Origin of the sequence: Nonomuraea sp. NPDC001831 (assembly GCF_042892035.1) — a bacterium.
Classification (GTDB): Bacteria; Actinomycetota; Actinomycetes; order Streptosporangiales; family Streptosporangiaceae; genus Nonomuraea.
On record NZ_JBIATU010000010.1, the window covers coordinates 353304 to 374490 of the forward strand.

The following is a 21187-nucleotide window of genomic DNA, read 5'->3' on the forward strand; positions in this document are numbered from 1 at the left end:
GATGTCAGGCCCAATGAGGAGTTTCGAGGATTTCGAGCACGGCCCCGGAGACGGTCACCCCGGGCCCGGTGCCGAGCATGAGCAGGTGGTCGCCGGGGCCTAGCTGCCCGGTCGTGAGCAGGTGGTCGAGGGAGAGGACCTGGTCGCTCGCCCCGCAGTGGCCGATGGTGCGGCCGTAGTCCCAGGTGGAGCGGGACATGGGCAGGTCGACCACGGCCATGCACCGCTGTTCGACGATCTCCTCGGAGTAGTTCATGAACGCCACGCGGGTCAGGTCGCGGGCCTCGATCCCGCTCTCGTCCAGCACGCGCTCGACGATCTCCATCAGCGCCCGCTGGATGTTGAACAACGCCGCGGTGGCCTCGCCCTTGGGCATGACCTGCTGCCGGAACTGCTCGTTGCGGGCCGCGAAGCTCATCCGGCGCCCGACCGTGACGCCCGGCGGGAACAGCGGTTCGCTGCCCCGGTGCAGCTCCTCGGCCCCGGCCACCGTCGTCGTGCAGACCGAGGCCAGGCGGGCGAACCCGCGGTCCTTGGTGAGCACGAGCGCGGCGGCGGCGTCCCCGCCGATGTAGCCGGGCCCCATCCGCCACCGGTCCATCAGCGGGGTGCCGTAGTTGTCGGCGGCGACCAGCAGGGCGGCCTGCCTGCCGGGCGCGGCGGCCAGGTGGCCGGCCGCCAGTTCCAGGGCGATGAACATGCCGTTGCAGCCCTGCCGGATCTCGGTGGCCAGGACGTCCCCGCCGACGAGATGACGTTGCAGGTAGGAGTGCGGGGGCCAGCCGTCCGGGCCCTGGTGCCAGGTCGAGGTGTACAGGAGGAGATCGAGGTCGCCCGGCGCCCGGCCGCTGCGCTTGATCGCGCTGCGCGCCGCGTGCAGGGCCATCTCGGGAGCCGGCACGTCGCCGGCGACCACCGTCCCCGCCAGGTTGTGCAGCTCGGCGTCCTCCGCCGGGTACCAGCCCTTGGCGACGGCCTTCTCGACGCTGACGACGGTCCTGGGCAGGTAGGTTCCCACGCCGCCGATGTAGGTGTCCGCGTACCGCATGGCTTCCGTCCTCGTCCCGGCTAAGCGGATCGGAGTTCTCTGACCATCGTCACGATGGTCGCGACGTCCCTGAAGTTCTCGGGGTCGAGCATGGCGGCGGTGACCCGGACGCCGACGTCCTTCCTGAGGAAGTTCAGCAGCCGCGCCGTGCGCAGGGAGTCCAGGAGGCCCGACACGAGGAGCGGGGTGGTCTCGTCCACCTTGACGTCGTCGCCGTCCAGGACGAGGTTGTCCTGGACGAAGTCGACCAGCCGCCGGGTGAGGTCGTCGCTCACGCGCGTGCTCCTTCCGTGACGGGCGTGGTGGACAGGACCCGGAACGCCGCCGCGGCGACCGACGTGCCGGAGCCGAAGCCGACCATGAGCAGGTGGTCGCCGGGCACGAGCCCGCCGGTGGCGATCAGGTGCTCGAAGGCGATGAACTGGTCGACCGCGCCGCAGTGGCCGACGCGCCGGCCGTAGTCCCAGGTCGTCTGGTCCTCGTCGATGCCCAGCCAGGACATCTGCCCGTCCAGGTCCTCGCGGCGGCCGTGCGGGAAGGCCACCCTGGTGATGTCGCCGAAGCCGATCCCGGCCTCGTCCAGGGTCTGCTCGACCTGCTGCATCATCGTCTTCTGGATCGTCAGGTGGATGCCGGTGCCCTGCGCCTTGAGCAGCCGCTGGCGGAACTCCTCGTGCCGGTCGCCGAAGCTCAGCCCCCTGCCGACGGTGGCGTCCGGGGGGAAGAGCGGGTAGGCGCCGTCGTTGACCGCGTCGGCCTCGGGGATCACCGTCATGTTCACCGACAGCAGCTCGGCCATGCCGTAGTCCTTGCCGAGGACGAGCGCGGCCGCGGCGTCGCCGATCAGCGCCCCGGGGGTCATCCGCCAGCGGTCCACCAGCGGAGTGCCGTGGTTGTCGGCGGAGACCACCATGGCCGTCCGCCGGTCGGCGTCGGCCTGGAGGTAGCTCGCCGCCAGCTCCAGCGAGCTGATCATCCCGACGCAGCCGCTGCGGATCTCGTGCGCCGGCACGCCGCCGCCGAGGAGGTGCATCTGCAGGTAGTGCTGGGGCTGCCAGCCGTTGGGGCCCTGGTGCCAGACCGACGGGTAGAGCAGCAGGTCCAGATCGCGCGGGGAGGACTCGCCCCACCGCTCGTACGCGTCCAGGACCGCGAGCCGCGCCATCTCCGGCGCCGGCATGTCGCCGGCCACCGCCGCGCCGATCTGCCGGTATTTCTCGGCGTCCGCGGCCGGGTACCAGCCCTCGCGGACGGCCTGTTCGACGCTCACGCTGTCAGGCACGTAAACGCCCAGGCTCCTGACGAACATGTTGGGTGTACGCACACGCCCCCTAACTCATCGACGAATCCCGGACAACGGCCCGCGCCAGGGAAAAGCGCTTATCCGATTTATTTCCGGCCAGGAGTCACGTGGCCCCCGGCCGGTCGGTGAATACGACGGTAAATGAGCCGGCGGGCCGTCCCGGGTAAGGATAGGGGCGGCCCGCCGAATAAAGCAATAAGGTGATCCGCGACCTTCCGTGACCGAGGTTCGACGGAACGTGGCGCAATAAGGGAAAGCCGCTATTCAGCTCCCCGCCCGCGGATTCGCCGAATAAAATTCGGGAATCCGCGGCGGCGGAACCCGGGTCGGCTCAGGGCACTCTCGTGCAGACGATGTTGTTGAGCTTGAACTGGGCGGGAATGTCGTTCGTCCCGGTGACGGACGCCGAGAAGCCGAGGCTCTGGCTGGAGCCCGGGCCGATGTAGGTGTTGGTGCCGGCGTCGCGGGCGGTCACCTGCGTGCCGGTCTGGGTCACCGTGGCGTTCCAGGCGTTGGTGATCAGCTGGTTGCCCGACCAGGCCCACGTGACGGTCCAGCCGTAGATGGGGGTCGTGCCGGTGTTCCTGATGGTCAGGCTGCCGTTGAAGGCGCCGTTCCAGACCTCGGTGGCGTAGCTGACCTCGCAGGAGGTGCCCATCTTGAGCCCGCCGCGCAAGAAGGTCGTGAAGTTGGGCCAGGTGGGGTCGAGGGTGCCGGTGCCGACGGTCTCGCCGCAGTTCTTGGTGGTGCGGACGGTCTGCGTGCCGTAATGGGCGGGGTCCATGACCTGGGGCATCATGTGGTCGGCGCCGGGCACCGAGACGAAGGTGGCCGACCCGCACTGGGCCTTGATCTTGTTGTAGAGCAGGACGCTCTGCCCGTGCGGCACCAGGAAGTCGGCCTGGCCGTGCAGGAACATCAGCGGCGGGTCGTTGGCGTCCACGTACGTCATCGGGTTGGCCTGGGCCACCGTGGCCGGGCAGGTCTGGATGGGACAGCCGACCAGCAGGGACTCCGGCGAGGCGGGAGAGTTGTGGTCCAGCCCGCCGGTCGGCAGGTTCTGCGCGTTCATCTGCAGGAAGTCGGTCGGGCTGTAGAAGGCGAGCCCCGTCTGCACGGCGCTGGAGACGCCGGTCGTGCCGATGGTGCCCTCCAGCGCCGACACGCCGCCGGACAGCGTGGCCATCTCCGTCAGCCAGCCGCCCGAGGAGTCGCCCATGATCGCGAATCGGTTGGGGTCGAGCTGGTACGTGGCCGCGTTCGCGCGCAGCCAGCGGATCGCCGCCTTGATGTCGTGCACCTGGGCCGGGAAGATCGCCTGGGCGCTGGAGCGCACGCTGACGCCGGCCACCGCGAAGCCCAGCGGGTTGAAGATCGCGGCGATGGCGTCCGCGCCGGCTTTGCCGTCGTCGCTGCTCCACGCCGAGCCGGTGTGCCAGATGATCAGGGGGCGGGGCGTGATGCCGGTGGCGGGCAGGTAGAGATCCAGCAGATGCCCTCTGCTGCCGGCCGGTTGCGCGGGCGCGTAGGCGATGTCGGTGATCGTCTGCGTCGCGTGTGCCGGCGGCGCGAAGGCCGCCGGCACACCGACGGCGGCCAGCACGGTCATCGCCAAGCCGACGGCGGCCGTGCGGATTCGAGCTTGCATGGTGCGACTCCGGTTGGGTCGGATGGTCGCCGCTTCCCCGGGTGGCCGTCCGTGTCTCGGTCGATGGCAGGGCGGCCGTGATGAGCACGCCGGCCTGTCGCGCCTGTGAGAACAACGTCCTGTTCGAGTGTCGCGGCTCACATCGATATGGGCGGGGCGACGATATGCCACCAACGCGACGATGGTCAAAGTTTTCGAAGTTTCGTTTCCCTTAGAACGGGAAAGCGGCATAAATCGTACTTTGGGGCTGTAAGGCGCGGAGACGATCCCAGATCATCCATGGCGTGCACAGGCGGTCGGATACACCCCCACGGCGTCTTTCACGCCGATGAAAGTTTCATGACCCGGCGGGCCCGCGATTCCTACGCGACAATCCCGCCGGAGCGGTGAGTGATAATGTCCACCGACATGATCTCCCCAGTCGCAGGAGGACGAATGCGAAAGGCACGCGCTGTTCTCGTCTCGGCCGTCATGGTCCTTGGAGTGTCGCTGACGATCGGCGCCGCCCCGGCGAACGCCGAGAAACTGGCGGGCGTCTTCAGGGAGCACGCGGAGTGCGAGCGGATCGGCACCCAGGGCGTCGACCAGAACTGGTGGGACGACTATTCATGCCAGTGGGAGAGCAAGTACAGCTACTACTTCCTCTACGCCTGACCCCGTGCGGCGCACGCCCCCCGGGCCCGCGGATCGAACCGGGGGCGCGTGCGCCCGCCGCGATCGGCAGCAGCCGGACGGCCGTCTCAGCGAAGGGCGGTCAAGGTGGTGAGGGGGTTGTCCAGGAGACCGGCGAAGGCGAGTTCGGCGGCTCCGGCGAGCGTGGTGTCGTCGCCCAGGGCCGTCACGGCCAGGCGGACGCGTTCCCGCGACACCGGCAGCACGTGCGCGTCGATCCGGGCGCGGACGCGTGGCTCGGCGCCGGGGTAGACGTCGCGCAACATCCCGCCGAAGACCACGAGCGCCGGGTTGAACAGGTTGATGAGGTTGACGACGCCGACGCCGAGCCAGTCGCCGACGCGGTCGAGGGCGTCGCGCGCCCTGGCGTCACCGGCGCGGGCGAGGGCGACGACGGACCGGATGCCGTCGCGGCCGACCAGGTCGCCGGACCGTTCCGCGTAGTCGAGCAGCGCCTCCTCCCCCACCTCGGCCTCCAGGCAGCCGCGCGACCCGCACAGGCAGGGCCGGCCGTCGAAGGGGTTGACCAGCATGTGCCCGAGTTCGCAGCCGTAGCCCGTGTCGCCGTCCAGGAGTTCGCCGCCGACGATGATCCCGCCGCCGACGCCGACGTCCCCGTGCAGGTAGACGAGGTTGTCGACGTCTCGTCCCGCGCCGCGCACGTGCTCGGCGATCGCCCCCAGGTGCGCCTCGTTGCCCACCTCGACGGGCAGCCCGAGGCCGAGCCCGGCGCCGAGTTCCGCGCCGAACGCCTGGTCCACCCAGCCGAGGTGCGGCCCGTACCGCACGGCGCCGTCGGTGCGTCTGATCAGCCCGCAGTACGAGGCGCCGACCCCCACGCACAACGAGCCCGGCCCGGCCCCGGCGACCAGCTCGCGGCCGAAGGCGGCCAGCACCCCGACGACGTCCTCCAGGTCGACCCCGGCGCGGGCGCGGACGGCCTCCCTGCGGTCGAGGACCCGGCCGCCCAGCCCGACGCGGGCCGCGACCAGCCGGTCCACGGCGACGTCGAACGCCAGCCCGTAGACCGTGCCCTGCTCGGGCATGACGACGATGGACGGCCGCCCCGCCCGCCCCCGCCCGGCGGGCACGCCCTCGCGGACGAGCCCGGCCGCGGCCAGCTCGGCGGTCAGGTCCATGATGGTGCTGCGGTTGAGCCCCATCAGGCGGCCGAGCGCCGCGCGCGACACCGCCCCCTCGTGGTGGACGCGCCGCAGCACCTCGCTCAGGTTCCGCTGCCGCACCTGCTCCTGCGTCCGCACGACCACCGCCGATCCCGCCATACCGTCACCCTAGGACCCGTCCTCACAGGATCACGGTCGTGCCGGAAGGCGCAAGGTGAAGGTGGTGCGCACGCCCGGGGTGCTGGCGGCCGTGGCGGTGCCGCCGTGCGCCTCGGCCAGGTCTCGGACGATGGCGAGGCCCAGGCCGCTGCCGCCGGTGCGGCGGTTGCGGGACTTCTCCGCCCGCCAGAACCGGTCGAAGACGTGCGGAAGGTGCTCGGCGCGGATGCCGATCCCCGTGTCGGTCACCTCGATGACCACGTGATCGCCGTCCCGGCGGGCGCCCAGCGTGATGCGGCCGCCGGCCGGCGTGTAGCGCAGGGAGTTGGTGACGAGGTTGCCGATGGCCTGGCGGAGCCGTACGGGGTCGGCGGTCAGGGCGGGGGCGCCGATGACGCCGGTGGTCAGGGTGAGGCCGGCGGCCTCGGCGCGGCCTCGGTGGGCGGTGGCCACCTGGTCGAGGAGGTCGCCGAGGTGCACGGGTTCGAGGTGCAGGCGCAGTTTGCCCGCGTCGGCGAGGGCGAGGTCCTGGAGGTCGTCCACGATGTGCTGCAGCAGCAGGAGCTCCTCGACCAGGGAGGCGATCAGCGCGGGGTCCAGCTCGGCGACGCCGTCCTGCGCCGCCTCCAGCCAGCCCCTGAGGTTGCTCAGCGGGGTGCGCAGCTCGTGGGAGACGTCGCTGACCATGGCCTTGCGCTGCTCCTCCATGCGCTGGAGGTGCTCGGACATCTCGTTGAACGCCGTGGCCAGCTCGCTGATCTCGCCGGTCGTCCTGACCTGGACGCGGGCGGAGCTGTCCCCGTCGCGCATCCGCCGGGCGGCGTGGGTGAGCGCGTTGACCGGGCCGACCAGGCGCCTGGCCGCCATGACGCTGACGCCGACGGTCAGCACGAGCACGAGGAGGGCGGCGCCGGCGATCGAGGGCAGCGGGATGCGCGGGCCGGTGGCCTCGGCGGGGGAACCGATGTACAGGTAGGCGGCGGGGGCGACGTAGGGGTCGAGCTGTTCCTTGCGGGCCGCGACGATGCAGGAGGAGATCGTCTGGCCGGGTTCGGCGGCCGCCGGACCCGGCCGTTTCTCCTTGGGAACCCAGGTGAAGTCGAGGCCGACCGAGCCGCGTTCCGCGCCCTTGCCCTTCAGGCAGCTGCCGACCAGGAGGTTGAGCTGCTTCAACGCGGCCTTCTCGGTGCGTGTCGGCGTGTTGAAGGTGACGGCGTCGCAGGGGGCCTTCACCGCGGGGACCGGGCTCGGCTCCTGCGGGATCCCTTCGCCGGTCGTCGTCACGGACGGCCTGCCGGTGCGGGAGACGGTCGTCCTGACGGCCTGCCCGGTACGTCTCATGCAGGCGGCGTAGGCGTCGGCCGCCTTCCCCAGCCGGACCCGGTCACGGTCGGGCAGCAGGAAGGGGCCCACCGCGCGCGGATCGATGCGGTCCTCGGCCGCCCCCGGCACCAGGGTCACGTCCACGGCCAGCGGATCGACGACGGCCGACACCCTGGCGGGCAGCGGGGTCCCGGCGGCCGCCGAGTCCGCGATGAGAGCGCCCTTCTCGGTGGTCAGCGCGACGCGGCGGTTGTTGGCGGCGGCGAGGTCGCGGACGGTGGCGGCGACGCCGGACCAGTCGGGATGGCGGGCGGCGTAGCCGAGCAGGCTGTTGTTGATCTGGGCGTCGCTGGCCAGCGTCTGGCCCTGCTCGCGCTGGATCGCGCCGGAGGTGCTGCTCGCCGCCAGCCACGCCGTCGCCGTGATCGAGCAGACCGCCACGACGGCCGAGCTGGTGAGCAGCCTGACGAACAGCGACCTCATGCCTGGGTCAGCTTGTAGCCGACGCCGTACACGGTCAGCAGCCGGGACGGGCGGCGCGGGTCGGGCTCGATCTTCTTGCGCAGGTTCATCACGTGCACGTCGACCGTGCGTTCGGTGATGAAGCGGTCGAAGCCGTGGACGCGCTCCAGCAGCTGCTTCCTGGTGAACACCCGTTCCGGCTCGGCGGCCAGCGTCTCGATGATCCGGAACTCGGCGAGCGTGCAGTCGACCGGCGTGCCCGCCACGGTGACGGTGTGCCTGACCGGGTCGACGACCAGGTCACCGGCCCGGAACAGCCGGCCGGCCTCCGGCGACCTGCCGGCACGGCGCAGCAGCGTGCGCACACGGGCCATCAGCTCGCGCGGGCTGTACGGCTTGGTCATGTAGTCGTCGGCGCCGAGGTCGAGCCCGAGCAGCAGGTCGTCCTCGGTGGACCTGGCGGTCAGCATCAGGATCGGCAGGTCGGACTCGGCGCGCAGCACCCGGCAGACGTCCAGCCCGTCGACCTTCGGCATCATCACGTCGAGCAGCACGAGGCCGGGGTCCCCCTGCCGGGCCTCGTCGATCGCCGAACGTCCGTCGTGCACGACGCGGACCTCGTGGCCCTCCCGCTCCAGGTAGCGCCTGAGCAGTTCGGCCTGCTTGGGGTCGTCCTCGGCGACCAGTACGTACGCGCACATGGCCCGAGGTTATGCGCACTCCGCGAGTGCATACGGGATCCGCATGACAGGCAAACAGGTTCCACACATTCTGCCGCCAGGCTGCGCCGGGTGAGAACCAACCTGCTTCGTACGGCCACGGCGACGGCACTCGCCCTCCTGACTGCGGGCTGCGCGGGCAGCGCGGACAGCGCCGTACGGCCCGCGGGCGCCACGGCGGCCACCCCGGCGAGCACCACGGCGGGCAGCGCCGCGCGCACCGAGCCGGCGGGCGGCGCCGGAGCGAAGATCGCGAGCGTCAGGGGAGCCCGGATCACGATCTACCGCGACAAGAAGGGCGCGCCCCAGAGGACGATCACCAGTCCCAACGACTACGGCGCGACGCGCGTCTTCCTGGTGGACCGCGACGAGGGCGACTGGCTCCGGGTGCTGCTGCCGATCCGGCCCAACGGCAGCAAGGGCTGGATCAAGGCCGCCGACGTGACGCTCGCGGAGACCTCCCACCGCGTGGAGATCGACCGCGGGGCGTTCCGCTTCACGGTCTACGACGGCGACCGGCCCGTCAGGACGGGCAGGGTCGCGACCGGCGAGGCCGGGACGCCGACGCCGCCGGGCCGCTACTTCTTCACCGAGCTGGTGAGGCCCACCGGTGACGGCGGGGCCTACGGCGCCTACGCGTTCGGGCTGAGCGGCTTCTCGCCGGTGCTGAAGAGCTTCGCCGGCGGCCCCGGCCAGCTGGCGATCCACGGGACGAACAAGCCTTCCGCCATCGGCACTCGGGCCAGCCACGGCTGCGTCCGGGTCAGCAACGACGACATCACCTGGATGGCGAAGAACCTGGCGATCGGCACTCCGGTCGTCGTCAAGGGCTGAGGCCCTGCTCGAAGGATGAGAGGAACCCTATGAAGATCAGAACCATGCTCGTCGGCGGCGTCGCGGCGCTGGCCCTCGCGGCGGGTCTCGCCGGGCTGTCGGGGACGGCCTCGGCCGAGCCCAAGAAGCCCGCCGCAGTGCCCGCCGCCGTGCCCGCCGCCGTGCCCGCCGGGGGCCCCTCCGCGGCGCCCTCCCCGGTGCCCGCCGAAGGCCGTCCTACGGTGAAGCAGACGGCGGGGCCGAAGGAGCCGGTCGCCGTCAAGCCGCGTTACACCGGCTGAGCAGGACACGTCCCAGCACGACAAGTCCCAGCACGACACGTCGCAGCCGCGTGACGTCCCTCCGCTCCTGCCCGTCGGCCGCGTCCGCGGCCTGGCCATCACGGGCGGGAGCAGGGCCCGGACGCCGCGGCGCCACGTGCGGGCGGCGAGCGGGACGGCCACGCCGTCCCTGACCACGCACATCACGGCGTCCGTGACGCCGCGGTCTCGCGTGCGGCGGCCGCGCCGTCCCTGACCGCGCGCACCACGGCGTCCGTGACGCCGCCCCTCCCCCGCCGGGGTCTGCCCCGGCGGGGGCTTTCCTTTTCCGAGCCCTCCCGTGCGCCGACGCCCCGAGGGCCGGGCCTTTCCCGTCGCGCTCCCGACCTCACCGTCCCGTGGGGTCCCGCGACGGATGTGCTTGCCCGTCCACGGTTTTCGCGCCTCAACCCCGATTGCGGGACCGCCCCGGCGAAGAGGATCATGTCGGTGCGGCGTTCCGGGGCAGTGGCGAGAAGGCCGCGCTCCTCGCCCACGTCCGGAGCCCGGGGTCTGCCTGTCGCCGGTCCAGGAGGTTCGCGCGCTCCGGCCGACGCCGGGCGCCGGGACGTCGCTGACCGCCTGCCGAGCCGCGCGGCCGCCACCGGCCGATGACGCCCCTCCTGCAAGCAAGATCATGGCAGGTTCCAAGTCAGCGGCAAGCCGGGTCACCGATCCTGTTGCGCGGACGACCATGGGCGAAAGGAGCACGTAACCGCAGACTCCGACATTTGCCGCGAAAACCCCCCGCCACCCCCGCGACCGCGCGACACTGAACCGCCCGCACGACCCCACGCGCCCAGCGACGACCTCGCCCGGGCCCGCGTGCGTCCCCGAGGAACGGGCTGTTCCGGACCGCCCACCCGGGCACGTTGATCTTTGCTGGAAAGAGGACACATGACTACGGATGTGACGGGCGCGAACCGCCCTCCCACCGACTCGCCGGGACGCCTCCACGAGGCCCTGGAGGCGCAGTGCCGGCGGACACCCGATCGCCTCGCCGTCGTCGCGGGCACGAGCCGGATGACCTACGCCGAGCTCGACCGCAGGGCCAACGGGATCGCCAACGCCCTGGCCGCGCGGGGTGTGGGACGCGGCGACCTGGTGGGCATCTGCCTCGACCGCGACGAGTGGCTGGTGCCCGCGCTGATCGGGGTGCTCAAGGCGGGCGCGGCCTACGTGCCGCTGGACCCGGCCTACCCGGCCGAGCGCTTACGTTTCATGGCCGAGGACGCCGCCATGACCGCGGTGGTCACCTCGGCGGCGCGGCGCGAGACCGCGGCGCCGACCGGCGCGGACACCGTGCTCGTCGACGACGTGACGCCCGCCGCGCACGGGCCGCGGGTGCCCGGCGAACCGGGCGACGCCGCGTACGTCATCTACACCTCGGGTTCCACCGGCCGTCCCAAGGGCGTGGTCGTGGAGCACCGCAACACCCTCAACCTGGTGCGCTGGGAGGCGTCCGCCTACACCGCCGAGGAGCTGAGCGGCATGCTCGCCGGCTCCTCCATCTGCTTCGACGCCTCGATCACCCAGATCTTCACGCCGCTGTTCGCGGGCGGGACCGTGATCATGGCGGACAACGTGCTGGCGCTGCCCACGCTTCCCGCCCGCGACGAGGTGCGCACGGTCTTCGGCGTCCCGTCCGCGCTGTCGGTGCTGCTGCGCGAGCCGCTGCCGGACAGCGTGCGCATGGTGCTGTCCGGCGGCGAACGGCTGACCGCCGCGCTGGTCGCGCGCGTGTACGCCAACCCCGGCGTGCGCCGCGTGCTCAACATGTACGGCCCCACCGAGTGCACCACCGGCTCCACCCTGTTCGAGGTGAGCCGCGACCACCAGGGCGACCCGCCGCTGGGCGGGCCGATGGCGGGCGCGCTGCTCAGCGTGCGCGACGCCGACGGCAGGCCGGTCCCCGAGGGCGAGGTCGGCGAGTTGTGGATCGGCGGGCCGAACGTGACCCGCGGCTACCTGGGCCACGACTCGCAGGCGTTCGGCACCGACCCGGACGGCACCCGCGTCTACCGCACCGGCGACCTGGTCCGATGGGCGGACGGCGAGCTGCGCTACGTGGGCCGCGCCGACGACCAGGTCAAGATCCGCGGCTACCGGGTGGAGCTGGGCGAGGTCGAGTCCGCGCTGGACCGCCATCCCGCGGTGCGCCGCGCCGTCGTCCTGGCGCACACCGACGACGACGGCATCGCCTACCTCGTCGCGCACGTGGCCGCCTCCGGCGTGAGCGAGCCCGAGCTGCGCGACTGGCTGCGTGACCGGCTGCCCGACCACCTGGTCCCGGCCAGGATCGGCGTGACCGGCGACCTGCCGATCGCCCCCACCGGCAAGGTGGACCGCGCGGCCCTGCCCAAGCTGGGCGCCGCCCGGACGGGGACCGCGGCGCCGGTCGCGCCCCGGACGGACGACGAGCGCCAGGTGGCCGAGGTGATCGCGGACGTGCTGGGCCTGCCGGAGGTGGGCGTGCACGACCGGTTCGCCGACCTGGGCGGGCACTCGCTGGCCGCCGCCCGGGTGGTGACCGAGCTGTCCCGGCGGCTGGGGCACACCGTGCCGCTGGCGACGTTCCTGACCGAGCCGACCGCGGCCGGGCTGGCGGCGCGCCTGCGCGAGCCGGGATCGGCGCCGGTGCGGCGGACCGGCCGGACCCGGCACCCGCTCACCGCCGCGCAACGCGAGTTCTGGACGTTGCGCCAGCTCCACCCGCACAGCCCGGTCACCACCGTGTCGATCCGGCTGCGCGTGCGCGGCCTGAGCGGGAGCGCGCCGCTGCGCCGGGCGCTGGACGCGGTCCTGCGCCGGCACGAGGCCCTGCGCAGCACGGTCTCCGTCGGCGAGGACGGCGTCCCGTACGCGGTCGTGCACCCGCCCGTCGCCGTCCCCCTGGTCGAGCATCCGGCGGGCGCGGACCCGGTGAAGGTGGCGCGGGCCGCGGTGGAGCACGTGTTCGACGTGACGACCGAGGTGCCGCTGCTGCGCGCGAGCCTGTGCCCCGTCGGAGAGGGCGTGGCCGAGCTGGTGCTCGTGACGGACCACATCGCCTTCGACGGCGGTTCGACCGGCGTGCTGATGGACGAGCTGGCCGCCGAGCTGGCGGGCGAGCCCGTCCCCGAGCCGGCGGTGCAGCTCGGCGACGTGGCGGTGCGCGAGCAGGAGGACCGGCCCGACCTCGCGCGGCTGCGGGAGTTCTGGCGCGGCGAGCTGGCGGGGGCGCCGGTGGCGGGGCCGCCGCCCGGCGACCTGACGACGTGCCGGGTGATCAGGCCGCTCACCGAGGAGTTCACGGACGGCGTGGCCGCGCTGGCCCGCGCGTGCGGCGCGACGCCGTACGCGGTCTACCTGGCCGCGCTCGCCCTGGTCGCCGGGGAGCCGGACACGCTGGTCGGCATGGTCGCGGCGCGGCGCGCCCGGCCGGAGCTGGCCCGGGTCGTCGGGCCGCTGATCGACACCGTGCCGGTGCGGCTGCGGCCGGACGCCGCGCCGACCTTCCGCGACCTGGTCCGGCAGGCCGGGCAGGCCGCCACGCGGGCGCTGGTCCACCAGGAGGTCCCGCCCGCCGACGTGCCCCGCGCCCCGGTGCTGCTGGCCATGCAGCACGCCGAGGTGCCGGTGCGCGCCGGCTGCCTCGAACTGCTGACCGAGATCGGTCCGGGCGCGGCGGTCCACGAGTTCAGCGTGCTCGTCAACCGCACGGCCGCCGGCGCCGAGCTGCACCTGGAGTACGCGGTCGCGCTGCTCGGCCGGGAGGCGGCCGGGGCGTACCTGGACCGGCTGCTGTGGCTGCTGCGCCGCGTGGTGGCCGAGCCGGACCTGGCGATCGCCACGTTCGAGCCGGTCACCCCGGACGAACGCGCCGCGCTGCTGGCCCGCGCGGCCGGCCCCCTGCTGCCGGACGACCTGCCGCCGGTGCCGCTGTCGCTCGCCGCACACGCCACCGGCACGGCGGGCGGGGCGGGCAGGGCGGTGGTCGGCCCGGACGGCGTCACCCTGAGCCACGCCGAGCTGAACGACCGCGCCGACCGGATCGCGGCCGGGCTGCTGGCGCACGGCGTGTCGCGCGGCGACGTGGTCGGCGTCCACGTGCCGCGGGACGAGATGTTGCCCGCGGCGCTGCTGGGCGTGTGGCGGGCGGGTGCGGCGTACCTGCCGCTGGACCCGGAACACCCGGCCGAGCGGCTGCGCCTGCTGGCCGCGGACGCGGGCGCCCGCGTGGTCCTCACCCGCGGCGAGACGCCCCTGGAGACGGCGCCCCTGGAGACGGCGCCCCTGGAGACGGCGCCCGGCGGGGACGGGCCGGTGCCTCTCGACGCGGACCGGCTCGCGGCCGGCCCCCGCGCGGACCTTCCCGAGGTGCGCGCCGAGGACCTGGCGTACGTCACCTACACCTCCGGCTCCACCGGCACGCCCAAGGGGGTCGAGGTCACCCACGGCGCCCTGGCCGCCCTCGTGGCCGGCATGATCTCGACGCTCCGCCTCGGCCCGGCCGACGTGCAGCCCGCGGTCGCGCCGCTGAGCTTCGACGTCTCCGCCTCCGAGCTGTGGAGCGTCCTGGCCGCCGGCGGCACGTCCGTGGTGGTGGACAGGGCCACGGCCACCGACGGGCACGCGCTGGCGGAGCTGATCGCCACCAGCGGGGCCACGGTGGTCGACCTGGTGCCGACCGCGTACCGGATGCTGATCGCGGCCGGCTGGGCGGGTGACCCCGCGCTGCGCGCCGTCGCCGGCGGGGAGTCGCTGGACCCGGCGCTGGCCGAGCAGGTCCTGCTGCGCGTCGGCGAGTTGTGGAACGCCTACGGGCCCACCGAGACCACCGTCACCTCCCTGCTGCACCGGGTGCGCGCGCACGAGGGCGACCGGGTGCCGATCGGGTCGCCGATGCCGGGCGAGCGGGCGTACGTGGTCGACGCGCGGCTGCGGCTGGTGCCGCCGGGCGCGGTCGGCGAGCTGCTGCTGGGCGGCGCCGGGGTGGCCCGCGGCTACCGGGGCCGTCCGGACCTGACCGCGGCCGCCTTCGTCGCCGACCCGTTCACGCCGGACGGCCGCTGCTACCGCACCGGCGACCTGGCGCGCCGGCGGCCGGACGGCACGCTGGAGTTCCACGGCCGCCGCGACCACCAGGTGAAGGTCCGCGGCTACCGGATCGAGCTGGGCGAGGTCGAGGCCGTGCTGCGCGAGGTCGCCGAGGCCGCGGTGACCGTGGCGGGCACGGACGCGCAGGCCCACCTGGTCGGCTACGTCGCGCCGGAGACGGCGGACCTGGCCGCGGTCGAGCGGCACGCCCGGTCCCGGCTGCCCGGCCACATGGTGCCGCGCCGCTGGGTCGTGCTGCCGGCCCTGCCCACGCTGCCCAGCGGCAAGGTCGACCGCCACGCGCTGCCCGAGCCGGACACCGGCCCGGCCCCGGCGCGGGTCGAACCCGCCACCGAGGCCGAGCTCCTGGTGGCCGCCGTCTGGGCCGAGGTGCTCGAACGGCCCGAGGTGTGGGCCGGCGACGACTTCTTCGCCCTCGGCGGAGCCTCCTTCGCCGCGACCAGGGTGGCCGCCCGCCTGCGCGAGATGTTGCAGGTCACCGTGCCCGTGCGGTTGGTGTTCGACCGGCCGGTGCTGGCCGACTTCGCCACCGCGCTGGAGGAACTGCTGGCCGCCGACCTGATCGAGGGGAACGAGGGATGACCGAGGTACGTGAGGACCGGATCGCCGAACTCGTCCGGTCCAGGCTCGCCGCCGCCCTGAAGCAGAAGGAGCAGGCCGCCGTCCCCCGGATCCCGGCTACGTCGGCCGCGGACATGCCGCTGTCGCCGGCGCAGGAGCGGCTGTGGTTCCTGGCCCAGCTCGAACCCGGCACGCCCGCCTACAACGTGCCGCTGACGCTGCGGCTGCGCGGCCCGGTGGACGTCCCCGCCCTCACCGGCGCGGCGGCCGACCTGGCCGAGCGGCACTGGATCCTGCGCGGCGTCATCGAGGACGGACGCGTGCGACCCGTCGCCGCCGTGCCGGTGCCCGTGGTCGACCTGTCGGACGCGGGCCCGGCGGAGCTCGAACGGGAGCTGGCCGAACACGCCTGGCGGCCGTTCCGGCTGGACGCCGAGCCGCCCCTGCGGGCCACGCTCTACCGGCTCGGCGACGAGGAGTGCGTGCTCGCGCTCACCCTGCACCACATCGCCACCGACGCCTGGTCGGAACGCGTGCTGCTGGACGATCTCGCCCACCTGTACGCCGCCCGCCTCGGCCTGGAGCCGCCCCCCGCTCCCCCGGCCCTGCAGTACGCGGACGTCGCCGCGTGGGAGGCCGGGCGGCCCGACGCTGACCTCGACTGGTGGGCCGCTCGCCTGGCGGGCCTGCCGCCGGTGCTCGACCTGCCGCTCGCCCGCCCGCGCCCGGCCGTCCCCACCTGGGAGGGGGCGGCGGTCGCGGTGGAGGTGCCCGAGGCGTTGTCGGCGAAGGTGCGCGCGGTGGCCGGGACGTCGCCGTTCATGGTGTTCCTGGCCGGGCTGCAGGCGCTGCTGAGCCGCCTGTCCGGCGTGGACGACATCGCCGTCGGCGTGCCGCACGCGGGCCGCCACCACCCCGACGCCGAGCGGGTCGTCGGCTGTTTCATCAACACGCTGGTGGTGCGCGGCGACACCTCGGGCGACCCGACCGGCGCCGAGCTGCTGGCGCGGGCGCGCACGGCGGCGCTGGACGCGTTCGCGCACGCCGGCACGCCGTTCGAGCGGGTCGTGGAGCGCCTGCAGCCGGAGCGGAACCTCGCGGTCACGCCGCTGTTCCAGGTGATGCTCAACGTCTACGACACCGGCACGCCGCCGTCGCTGCCGGGGCTGGCGGTCGAGACCGGGACGCCGCCTGCGCCGACCGCCAAGTTCGACCTGAACCTGGAGCTCGGCGACGACGGCACCCGCTTCTCGGGCGAGTTACGCTTCCGCACCGACCTGTTCGACGAGGCCACCGTGCGCCGGCTCGCCGGCTGGTACCTGGAGCTGCTGGACGGCATGCTCACCGACCCCGGCGCGCCGGTGCGGCTGCCGGCCGGCGACGACCTGCGCGGCCCGGACGCCGTCCTGCCCGTGGACGTGCCGCTGCACACGCTGGTCGAGCGCATGGCCGACGCCCGTCCCGACGCGGTCGCGGTCGGCCCGCTCAGCTACGCGGAGCTGGACCGCCGCGCCAACCAGGTGGCCCACTGGCTGCTGGAGAACGGGGTGCGGCCGCAGGAGCCGGTCGGCGTGCTGCTGGAGCGGCGGCCGGAGCTGGTGGTCGCCATGCTCGGCGTGCTCAAGGCGGGCGCCGCCTACCTGCCGCTCGACCCGGTCTACCCGGAGCGGCGCAACCAGGCGGTGGTGGCCGACGCCGGAGCGCGGATCGTGCTCGCCGGCGCCGAGCTCGCCGCCGCGGCGGAGGCGTCCGGCGAGCGTCCCGGCGTGGCGGTGCGGCCCGAGCACCTGGCGTACGTGATCTACACCTCGGGCTCGACCGGGCGGCCGAAGGGCGTCGCGGTCGAGCACCGGCACATCACGCACTACCTCGGCGCGGTGGCCGAGGTCCTCCCCGCGGGGCTGACGTCGTTCGCGCTGGTCTCCACCGCGGCCGCCGACCTGGGCATGACGAACGTGTGGTGCGCGCTGACCACGGGCGCCACCCTCCACCTGATCGACCACGAGACGGCCACCGACCCGGCCGCGTTCGCCGCCCGCCTGGCGGCGCACCCGGTGGATGCGATCAAGATGGTGCCCAGCCAGCTCGAACTCCTCGGCACGGCCGCCCTGCCCGGCAGGCTGCTGATCCTGGCCGGCGAGGCGGTGCCGGCGGACCTCGTCGCGCGGGTGCGGGCGGCGCGGCCGGACCTGGAGGTGCAGATCCACTACGGCCCGACCGAGACCACGGTGTCGGTGCTGGCCTGCGACGCGGGCGAGGCGCTGGCCGAGCTGGGTCCGGGCCGGGCGCCGCTGGGCCGCCCGCTGGCCGACGTGGTGTGCCGGGTGGCCGACCCGTCCGGACGGGCGCTGCCGCCCGGCGTGCCCGGTGAGCTGTGGATCGGCGGGCCGAGCGTGGCCCGCGGCTACCTGGGCCGTCCCGACCTCACCGCGGAGCGTTTCACCGGCGGCTGGTACCGCACCGGCGACCGGGTCCGGGTGACCGGGGACGGGCTGATCGAGTTCCTGGGACGCATCGACGACCAGGTGAAGGTGCGCGGCTTCCGCGTCGAGCTGGGCGAGGTCGTCGCGGCGTTGCGGGCTCTGCCGCAGGTCGCGGAGGCGTACGTGCAGCCGGTCGGCGACGGCCTGGAGCGCCGCCTGGCCGCCTGGGTGACGCCCGCGACCGTGGAGGCCGCGGCCGTGCGCTCGGCGCTGCGCGAGCGGCTGCCCGACTACATGGTGCCGGCCGCGATCGGCGTGCTGGAGGCGTTGCCGCTCACGCCGAACGGCAAGGTGGACCGGGCGGCGCTGCCCGTGCCCGAGGCGGCGCCCGCGGTGCGGGTGCCGCTGGGCACGCCCGCCGAGCGCCTGGTCGGCGAGGTCTGGGCCGACGTGCTCGAACTCGCCGAGGTGTGGGCGGACGACGACTTCTTCGCCCTCGGCGGGCACTCGTTCGCCGCGACCCGGGTGGCCGGGCGGCTGCGGGAGCGGCTGGGCGCGGCGGTGCCGGTGCGGCTGCTGTTCGAGCACCCGGTGCTGGCCGACCTGGCCGCCGCGCTGCCCCGTCCGGCCGCTGCGGCGTGCGTGCGGCGCGCGCCGGCGGACGGGCCGGTGCCGCTGTCCGGGGTGCAGGCCAGGCTGTGGTTCCTGGCGCAGCTCGAACCGGACAGCAGCGCCTACAACGTGCCGGTGGCGCTGCGGCTGCGCGGCCCGCTGCGCGCGGAGGCGCTGCTGGACGCGGTGCGCGACCTGGCCGGACGGCACCACGTGCTGCGCGGCGTGGTCGACGACTCCGGCCCCGAGCCGGTGATGGTGGTGCGGGACGCCGCCGAGGTGCCCGTCTCCACCGCGCGCGTGGACCGGTCCGAGGTCGAGGACGTGCTGGCCGGGCACCTGGCGACGCCGTTCGCGCTGGACCGCGAGCCGCCGATGCGGGCGGTGCTGCTCGCCGTCGGCGATCCCGGGGACGAGGACGAGCACGTGCTCTCGCTCACCTTCCACCACATCGCCACCGACGCGTGGACGCGCGGGCTGCTGCTGGCGGAGCTGTCCGGCCTGTACGCCGCCCGCCTGGGCCTGCGCCCGCCGCTCGACCCGCCCCCGGCGCAGTACGCCGAGGTGTCGCCCGTCCCCGACCCGGCCGACCTGGACTGGTGGGCCGGGCACCTGGACGGCCTGCCGCCGGTGCTCGACCTGCCCACCGACCGGCCGCGCCCCGCGGTGCCCGACCCGGGCGGAGCCGCGCTCGACCTGGAGCTCCCGGCTGAGCTGAGCGAGCGGATCAGGACGGTGGCCGCCGCCTACCGGTCCACGCCGTTCATCGTGCTGCTGGCCGGGTTGCAGGCGCTGCTGGCCCGGCTGTCGGCGAGCGCGGACATCGCGGTCGGCGTGCCGGTCTCCGGACGCGACCACCCGGACACCGAAGGCGTGGTGGGCTGCTTCCTCAACACCGTGGTCGTGCGGACCGACGTGGGCGGCGACCCGACCGGGCGCGACCTGCTGGCCCGCGCGCGGGAGTCCGCGCTGGGCGCGCTCGCGCACGCGGGCACGCCGTTCGACCGGGTGGTGGACCGGCTGCGGCCGGAGCGGAACCTGGCCGCCACTCCGCTGTTCCAGGTGATGCTCAACTACGTCCCCGGCGTGGCCGGGGCGAAGCTGCCCGGCCTGGAGGCGTCCGAGATCCACCTGCCGGAGCTGACCACCAAGTTCGACCTGAGCTGGCACGTCGTGGACGACGGGCCGGGCGCGCCGCTGCGCGGCGGGCTCGCCTACCGGACGGACCTCTTCGAACCGGGCACCGCGGCCAAGCTGACCCGCTGGTACGCCGCCCAGCTCGACGGGCTGCTCGCCGACCTGGACGCGCCGGTGGGCGCGGTGCCGCTGGAGCCGGTGACCGGCCCGGCGCTGGCCGGCGGGCCGCCGCCGGAGCCGCCCGCCGGGGCGGTGCACCACCTGATCGAACGCTGGGTGGACACCACTCCGGACGCGCCCGCCGTGGTGGGCGCCGACCGCGCCCTGACCTACGCGGAGCTGGAGTCGGCCGCCAACCGCATCGCGCACTGGCTGATCCAAGCCGGGGTGAGCGCCGACGAGCCGGTCGGCGTGCTGCTGGAGCCGGGGGCGGACCTGGCGTGCGCGTTGTTCGGCATCCAGAAGTCGGGCGGCGGCTACCTGCCGATGGACCCGGCGTACCCGGCGGCGCGGATCGCCGCGATGCTGGAGGCCGCCGGGGTGCGCGCCGTGGTGACGGTGAGCGAGTTCGCGCCCCTGATCGGGGACGGCAGGCAGGTGCTGGCGCTGGACCGGCCGCCGTCCCTGCCGGACACCCGGCCCAGGGTGGACGTGCTGCCGGAGCACCTGCACCACGTGATCTTCACGTCGGGGTCCACCGGCACGCCCAAGGCGGTGGCCGCCGAGCACGGCGGCGTCCTGAACTACCTGGGCGGCATGCTGCCGCGCATCGGCGTGCCCGGCGGGTCGTTCGCGGTGGTCTCCACGCCGGCCGCCGACTTCGGCCTGACCTGCGTGTTCGGTGCGCTGACCACCGGCGGGACGGTGCACCTGGTGCCGCGGGAGACCGCGATGGACCCGGCCGCGTTCGCCGGCTACCTCGCCGAGCACCGGGTGGACGTCGTCAAGTGCGTCCCGAGCCACCTGGAGCTGCTGGCCTCGGGCGGCGACCTGGCCGCCGTGCTGCCGCGCCGGCTGCTGATCCTGGCGGGCGAGGCGTGCCCGTGGGACCTGGTGGAACGGGCCCGCGCCGCCCGGCCCGAGCTGCGGATCCAGAGCCACTACGGGCACACCGAGTCCACGATGATCTGCCTGGTGTGCGACACCGAGGAGATCCCCGCCGACCGGCGGACCGGCATCGTGCCGCTGGGCCGCCCGCTGCCCGGCGTCTACGGGCACCTGGTGGACGCCGGAATGCGGCCGGTGCCGCCCGGCGTGCCCGGCGAGCTGGTCGTCGGCGGCCCCGGAGTCACCCGCGGCTACATCGGCCGGCCCGAGCTGACCGCCGAACGGTTCGTCCCCGACCCGCTGACCGGCCAGGGACGCTGCTACCGCAGCGGCGACCTGCTGCGTCTCACCGCCGACGGGCAGATCGAGTTCCGCGGCCGGGTCGACGACCAGGTCAAGGTCCGCGGCTACCGCGTCGAGCTCGGCGAGGTCGTCACCGCGCTGCGGGCGCTGCCCCAGGTGGCCGAGGCCGTGGTGCTGCCCGTCGGCGAGGGCAAGGCCAGGCAGCTCGCCGCCTGGGTGACGCCCGCCACCGTGGAGGCCGCGGCCGTGCGCTCGGCGCTGCGGGAGCGGCTGCCCGACTACATGGTCCCGGCGCACGTCGTCGCCCTGGACCGGCTTCCGCTCAACCCGAACGGGAAGATCGACCGGGCCGCCCTGCCCGAGCCGGTGGCCGAGCAGGCCGCGTACGCGGCGCCCTCGACGCCGAACGAGGA

General features: G+C 74.3%; 12 protein-coding genes. 5 read left to right on the top strand and 7 right to left on the bottom strand.

Features of this window, described 5'->3' with window-relative positions:
- Positions 1–4: 4 nt before the first annotated feature.
- The 4 genes from ACFYYW_RS30875 to ACFYYW_RS30890 form a co-directional block, all read right to left on the bottom strand.
- Complete coding sequence (locus ACFYYW_RS30875) at positions 5–1048, bottom strand: ketoacyl-ACP synthase III family protein (RefSeq protein WP_387653784.1); 1044 nt, start codon at positions 1046–1048, stop codon at positions 5–7.
- A 20-nt stretch (positions 1049–1068) separates the two neighbouring features.
- A complete protein-coding gene (locus ACFYYW_RS30880) occupies positions 1069–1323 on the bottom strand; it encodes a hypothetical protein (protein WP_352327657.1) in 255 nt (84 codons plus the stop codon).
- Positions 1320–2330: a ketoacyl-ACP synthase III family protein gene (locus ACFYYW_RS30885; protein WP_387653787.1), complete on the bottom strand. Its 1011-nt coding sequence runs from the start codon at positions 2328–2330 to the stop codon at positions 1320–1322. The genes ACFYYW_RS30880 and ACFYYW_RS30885 overlap by 4 nt, the downstream gene beginning before the upstream one ends.
- Positions 2331–2682: 352 nt before the next feature.
- Positions 2683–3999: a cellulose binding domain-containing protein gene (locus tag ACFYYW_RS30890; protein WP_387653790.1), complete on the bottom strand. Its 1317-nt coding sequence runs from the start codon at positions 3997–3999 to the stop codon at positions 2683–2685.
- A 435-nt stretch (positions 4000–4434) separates the two neighbouring features.
- Between ACFYYW_RS30890 and ACFYYW_RS30895 the strand changes: the two genes are divergently transcribed.
- Complete coding sequence (locus ACFYYW_RS30895; RefSeq protein ID WP_352327660.1) at positions 4435–4653, top strand: hypothetical protein; 219 nt, start codon at positions 4435–4437, stop codon at positions 4651–4653.
- An 86-nt stretch (positions 4654–4739) separates the two neighbouring features.
- Here ACFYYW_RS30895 and ACFYYW_RS30900 read toward each other — a convergent pair whose 3' ends face one another.
- The 3 genes from ACFYYW_RS30900 to ACFYYW_RS30910 are packed head-to-tail and all read right to left on the bottom strand — an operon-like array spanning position 4740 to position 8440.
- Positions 4740–5954, bottom strand: a complete 1215-nt coding sequence (locus tag ACFYYW_RS30900) for an ROK family protein (RefSeq protein WP_387653794.1) — start codon at positions 5952–5954, stop codon at positions 4740–4742.
- A 30-nt stretch (positions 5955–5984) separates the two neighbouring features.
- Positions 5985–7760, bottom strand: coding sequence for a sensor histidine kinase (locus ACFYYW_RS30905; protein WP_387653797.1), 1776 nt, complete (start codon positions 7758–7760; stop codon positions 5985–5987).
- Entirely contained in the window at positions 7757–8440 is a 684-nt protein-coding gene (locus ACFYYW_RS30910) for a response regulator transcription factor (RefSeq protein WP_352330464.1), read from the bottom strand. The genes ACFYYW_RS30905 and ACFYYW_RS30910 overlap by 4 nt, the downstream gene beginning before the upstream one ends.
- A gap of 90 nt (positions 8441–8530) precedes the next feature.
- On the opposite strand from ACFYYW_RS30910, the gene ACFYYW_RS30915 reads away from it, so the two are divergent.
- The 4 genes from ACFYYW_RS30915 to ACFYYW_RS30930 form a co-directional block, all read left to right on the top strand.
- Positions 8531–9292 carry a L,D-transpeptidase gene (locus ACFYYW_RS30915; RefSeq protein WP_387653800.1) on the top strand — a complete coding sequence of 254 codons (762 nt, stop codon included), beginning with the start codon at positions 8531–8533 and terminating at the stop codon, positions 9290–9292.
- 29 nt (positions 9293–9321) lie between these two features.
- Positions 9322–9573: a hypothetical protein gene (locus ACFYYW_RS30920; RefSeq protein ID WP_387653803.1), complete on the top strand. Its 252-nt coding sequence runs from the start codon at positions 9322–9324 to the stop codon at positions 9571–9573.
- A gap of 915 nt (positions 9574–10488) precedes the next feature.
- Positions 10489–15273 carry an amino acid adenylation domain-containing protein gene (locus ACFYYW_RS30925; RefSeq protein WP_387653806.1) on the top strand — a complete coding sequence of 1595 codons (4785 nt, stop codon included), beginning with the start codon at positions 10489–10491 and terminating at the stop codon, positions 15271–15273.
- A partial coding sequence (locus ACFYYW_RS30930; RefSeq protein ID WP_387653809.1) for an amino acid adenylation domain-containing protein occupies positions 15270–21187 on the top strand: 5918 nt, incomplete at its 3' end. The genes ACFYYW_RS30925 and ACFYYW_RS30930, both read left to right, overlap by 4 nt.

Bases quoted from the DNA above. Each gene is read 5' to 3' on its own strand.
- ACFYYW_RS30875 (WP_387653784.1), bottom strand. From the start codon at position 1,048: ATGCGGTACGCGGACACCTACATCGGCGGCGTGGGAACCTACCTGCCC.
- ACFYYW_RS30890 (WP_387653790.1), bottom strand. From the start codon at position 3,999: ATGCAAGCTCGAATCCGCACGGCCGCCGTCGGCTTGGCGATGACCGTG.
- ACFYYW_RS30895 (WP_352327660.1), top strand. From the start codon at position 4,435: ATGCGAAAGGCACGCGCTGTTCTCGTCTCGGCCGTCATGGTCCTTGGA.
- ACFYYW_RS30900 (WP_387653794.1), bottom strand. From the start codon at position 5,954: ATGGCGGGATCGGCGGTGGTCGTGCGGACGCAGGAGCAGGTGCGGCAG.
- ACFYYW_RS30905 (WP_387653797.1), bottom strand. From the start codon at position 7,760: ATGAGGTCGCTGTTCGTCAGGCTGCTCACCAGCTCGGCCGTCGTGGCG.
- ACFYYW_RS30910 (WP_352330464.1), bottom strand. From the start codon at position 8,440: ATGTGCGCGTACGTACTGGTCGCCGAGGACGACCCCAAGCAGGCCGAA.
- ACFYYW_RS30920 (WP_387653803.1), top strand. From the start codon at position 9,322: ATGAAGATCAGAACCATGCTCGTCGGCGGCGTCGCGGCGCTGGCCCTC.
- ACFYYW_RS30925 (WP_387653806.1), top strand. From the start codon at position 10,489: ATGACTACGGATGTGACGGGCGCGAACCGCCCTCCCACCGACTCGCCG.